The following is a 4,073-nucleotide window of genomic DNA, read 5'->3' on the forward strand; positions in this document are numbered from 1 at the left end:
CTGATTAAGAGTCAGTTGCTCTGCCAATTGAGCTAGAGGTGCATTTGTTGCCCTAAGGGGCAACAGCTCTAAAGAATACCACCTGCCGATACCCCAACCAAACTAGACTCCCAGGCGTCTCAGGAGCTTTTCGGTGGCAATCAGAGAGCCACCAAGAACCGCTGGAATGCCACCGCCGGGATGGGTTGATGCTCCCACCCTCCAAAGCCAAGGGCGAAGTACCGACGAATGTTTGGGAGTGTGTAGCGGGCCGGACTGCCAAATCTTTCTAGCCTCACCGTAGAGCGCTCCACCGGTTGCTCCCCAACCCGAGAAGTACTCCGGATCTAACACTTCAAAGGAACCAAAGTATTCTTTGATGTTCTTAGGTAGTCCCATGACCTTTGACACTCTTTCAAGTTCAGCCTTCGCGAACTCGCTTTCGATGCCGTAGTGCTTGCCATCAGCAGGAGCGGTAATCAAAACGGCAACTGTTGACTTGCTGTTTGGGTAGATGTGGCCTGCCTGGTAGTAGTTCACAAAAACCATCGATTCTTTCGGAACTTTCTTCTCCCCCAGCGCTTTATGCAAAGCTGACGGGTCATCGGGCATGATCACCGAATGGGTCTTGGTGCCTTCTGGTAGCTCTTGATCTAGAACTGCGTAGATAGCAACCCCCGAGCAGGACATCTTGCGGCCGGTCTCATTGGTGGTTTTTCCAAGCAGGCGGTCGGTGACCTTGGCATCAAGGCTCGAAATGATAATCTCCGCCTGATACTCGCGTGCCTCAGTAGTGACTTTGTTCTTGGAGATTGAAATCGCCTTCTCGTTCATCACTATTTCAACACCGGCATGGCGAGCTAGCTTTTCCAGGGTTAGTGGAATTTCGTTTACACCCCCAACTGGAACTAGAACTTTCTGGGTTGCCATCACCGCAGGCATTGTTGCGAATAGTGCCAGGGTGGATTCTGGGGCAACGCCGGCATTCAGGGTGTGTATCGAGATGACCTCTTTGAGGCCTTCCGGTAACCACTTCAATCCATCCAGGTAGCTTTTGGTGGTTAGCCGAATCCCATAGTTTGAAACCAGCTTGCTAACCGCCGGCACGGCCTTGGGGCTCATTGAGGTATTGGTTAGAAGTGTGGTGATCTCTTTATCGAGCTTGCCGTGGATCTTTTCGAACCTGGCCCAGGGCTCGTGCCACTTATTACCCTCTTCCACGGGAAGTAAGCAGCTATCGCCCTGATAGAAGTATTCACCGACCTCTGAAAGCGGCTCAAAAGTAATTGGAGCAATCTCGTTGGCTTTCTTGGCCTGGTTTCCAAGCAAATCGTAGCGACGAATAAATTCTTGCCAGACTCCGGGAAAAGTTACCAAGGCTGGACCGGTGTCCATGCGCTGGCCATCAACAACTATTCTTCTGCTCTTGCCGCCAATCCAACTTGATCCTTCAATTACGGTGACTTTGTTGCCGGCTTTAGCCAAAAGTGAAGCGGTGGCAAGACCCGATATACCAGCACCCAAAACAATTATGGATTTTGATTTCACGGGTATAGACCTAGAACCATTCCGGACACCAGCTGGACACCGGCTACCGCTCCGGCTAGGTATGGGAAGAAAATGGAGAGCCGGTAGAGCTTCCGGCCGGTTTCTGGAACCGGGTTTCTAAAAATAGAAATTGTTAGATACCCGGCGATGACCAAGTTCACGATTGCAACCGGTATGTTGACCAGCCCAAAAAGCACGGTTGAAATCAGCCAGAAGATGCCAACCCAGTAAGCGCTTCCTTTAACCCCAAGCCAGACAGCAGTGGTCTTTATGTTCACGTAGCTATCCTGCGGAATGTCCTGCACGGCGTCAAAGGTGTGCTTGGCCATTGACCAAATCATCAATCCAATGGCTGCAAACCAAACCGGTTCGTTGCTGAAGGCCAGTGGGATGAACACCAGCGGGAAGGCATAGTCGGTGTTTGAAACCGAGTCCCACACTGGCCTTGCCTTGAACCTAAATGGCGGTGAGGAGTAAAAGTAGAAAAAGAGTGCGTAGGCCAGTATCCAACCCATGGCCGCCAGCGGCACGGTCAGAGCGAAGTAAATCAAGAATGGAATGTTGGTTAGCGCCACCCCAATAAAGATTGGCTTGACCTCAGAGGGGCTTATCTTGGCTCCCTCCATGCCGCCCTTACGGGCGTTGATGTTGTCAGTTTCCTGATCGAAGATGTCGTTGATGCCGTAAATCAGCAAGTTAAACGGGAAAGTGACCCAGATTAGAAACGGGATGATATCCCAGCGCCACAGGTCTCCCCCGAGCCACATCGCAATCACGGTGGTTCCTATGGTGTTAATCCATAGGACAGGTCGCGAGATTTCGACCAAGCGCTTCAGCATAGGTTCAAGCATAGACAAGGTAAATGGACTGCTTAACCGCCCAAAAAAGCTGGTTTAGACTAAAAATAAGCAACCACCAATAATTCCTATTGAGAGTAAATGCCATATCTAAAAAGACTTGAAACCGGCGACAAGGCTCCAGATTTCGCTCTGATTAACCAGGAGGGCAACAAGATCAAGCTGTCTGGCCTGAAGGGTCAAAAGGTCATCGTCTACTTCTTCCCGGCTGCTCTAACCCCTGGTTGCACCAAGGAAGCCGAAGACTTCAACTCAAATCTAAAGGTTCTGACCAAGGCTGGCTACGAGGTATTTGGTATCTCCCCGGACCCAGTCGAGAAGATGGTGAAGTTCCAGCAAGCTCACAAACTAAAGTTCCAGTTGCTTTCAGATGCCGACCTCAAGGTCCACAAAGCCTACGGGGCTTACGGAACCAAGAGTATGTATGGAAAGACCTACGAGGGTGTTCTTCGTTCAACCTTTGTGGTCGATGAGAAGGGAAAACTTGAACTCGCCCTTTACAACGTCAAGGCAACTGGCCACGTTGACAACCTGCGCAAGCAGCTCGGGATCTAGTTCTCGTTTTCTTCATTGGTTTGAAAAACCACTGTCTTGTTGAAAAGCAGAAGCACAACAGCTGCGGAAAGTAAAACTAGAAACGCCCCCAGCATTTGGTTGACTCCCTGTTCCGCTAAAGCCCCGGCCCCCGTCACACCTTGAAGTAGTTGCCAGAAAAAAGCGGCGCTTCGGGCCCAGCGCTTTTTATTCAGTATTCCGCGAATGAAATTAAGCACCCACGCCACCGCGCCAGCTGCCAAAACAATCAGGAAAATTTCAGCAAAAACGTTTATCACGTTTCCACTCAATAATTCAAGTAAAAGGGCAAAGAAAATCCAGGCCACCGCTAGTGCCTCAACCAAGAGCATAATTACGACGGTTTGTACCAGTGGATGGGCTGAACTAAAGGGTTTCAAGGAGTTCCTTACAAACTTGGGTATTTACAAACCGCTCCCAGTATGGAACGATTATGAGTAGAACATGTGTACCGCTTCAAGCGTAAATCACAATTTTCGCACCTCACAAACCTACGTGAGATTTCGTTTTGCCCACCGTATTGGCCCTTAGGGGGCCAAGAATAAGGATAAAAACATATGGATATGCAGTGGCTAAATCAGGCCCGTTGCCTCAACGAAGACCCAGAACTGTTCTTTCCGGTTGGAAACACCGGTCCTGCGGTTGACCAGATCGAGCAAGCCAAAGCAGTTTGCCGCGAGTGCAATGTGACCAGCCAGTGCTTAGAGTATGCAATCAAGGAAAACCAGGACACCGGTGTTTGGGGTGGCCTGAGTGAAGACGAGCGTAAGTCGCTAAAGCGCAAGTACGCCAGGGCCCGCAGAGCCAGCTAATAACTGTCTTTGGGCATCAGCTGATGCCCAAGCTTGATTCATAAAGGTAAAGAGATAGAGACCTTGGTGCCGCCCTCTTTGGGGGAAAACCAGGAGATCTTGCCCCGAAGCTCGCCCTCGATGAGGGTCCTAATAATCTGAGTTCCAAGCCCGGTTCCAATCGAATCTTGGGCTAGGCCTACCCCATTATCCTCGACCTCAATCGAGAGTTGCTTCGCGGTTCGCTTTGTGTTGATGGCAATCAAGCCACCGTGGGCACCGAGCCCATGAGTTGCCGCATTGGTGACAAGCTCGGTTAGTGTCA

At 50.5% G+C, this 4,073-nt stretch carries 6 protein-coding genes; 2 read left to right on the forward strand and 4 right to left on the reverse strand.

The annotated features are described in order from the left end of the window. Positions 1-102 precede the first annotated feature (102 nt). On the reverse strand, positions 103-1,527 hold the full coding sequence (locus WAO31_RS03210; protein WP_509590189.1) for a phytoene desaturase family protein: 1,425 nt from the start codon (positions 1,525-1,527) through the stop codon (positions 103-105). After that, positions 1,524-2,378, reverse strand: coding sequence for a UbiA family prenyltransferase (locus WAO31_RS03215; protein WP_509590192.1), 855 nt, complete (start codon positions 2,376-2,378; stop codon positions 1,524-1,526). Before WAO31_RS03215 ends, WAO31_RS03210 begins: the two co-directional genes overlap by 4 nt. An 87-nt stretch (positions 2,379-2,465) precedes the next feature. Here WAO31_RS03215 and bcp point away from each other — a divergent pair, with 87 nt between their 5' ends. After that, positions 2,466-2,939 carry a thioredoxin-dependent thiol peroxidase gene (gene bcp / locus WAO31_RS03220; protein WP_509590194.1) on the forward strand — a complete coding sequence of 158 codons (474 nt, stop codon included), beginning with the start codon at positions 2,466-2,468 and terminating at the stop codon, positions 2,937-2,939. Here the strand turns inward: bcp and WAO31_RS03225 are convergent. After that, positions 2,936-3,337 (reverse strand): hypothetical protein, encoded by a 402-nt coding sequence (locus WAO31_RS03225; protein ID WP_509590197.1) that lies wholly within the window; start codon positions 3,335-3,337, stop codon positions 2,936-2,938. The two genes, bcp and WAO31_RS03225, sit on opposite strands and share 4 nt — an antisense overlap. Before the next feature lie 183 nt (positions 3,338-3,520). Between WAO31_RS03225 and WAO31_RS03230 the strand changes: the two genes are divergently transcribed. Beyond that, positions 3,521-3,769, forward strand: coding sequence for a WhiB family transcriptional regulator (locus tag WAO31_RS03230; RefSeq protein ID WP_509590202.1), 249 nt, complete (start codon positions 3,521-3,523; stop codon positions 3,767-3,769). Between the two features lie 38 nt (positions 3,770-3,807). Here the strand turns inward: WAO31_RS03230 and WAO31_RS03235 are convergent. Continuing rightward, positions 3,808-4,073: ATP-binding protein (locus WAO31_RS03235; RefSeq protein WP_509590199.1), on the reverse strand; the 266-nt coding region annotated here is incomplete at its 5' end.

The sequence above is a fragment of the Rhodoluna sp. genome, from assembly GCF_049276775.1.
GTDB lineage: Bacteria > Actinomycetota > Actinomycetes > Actinomycetales > Microbacteriaceae > Rhodoluna.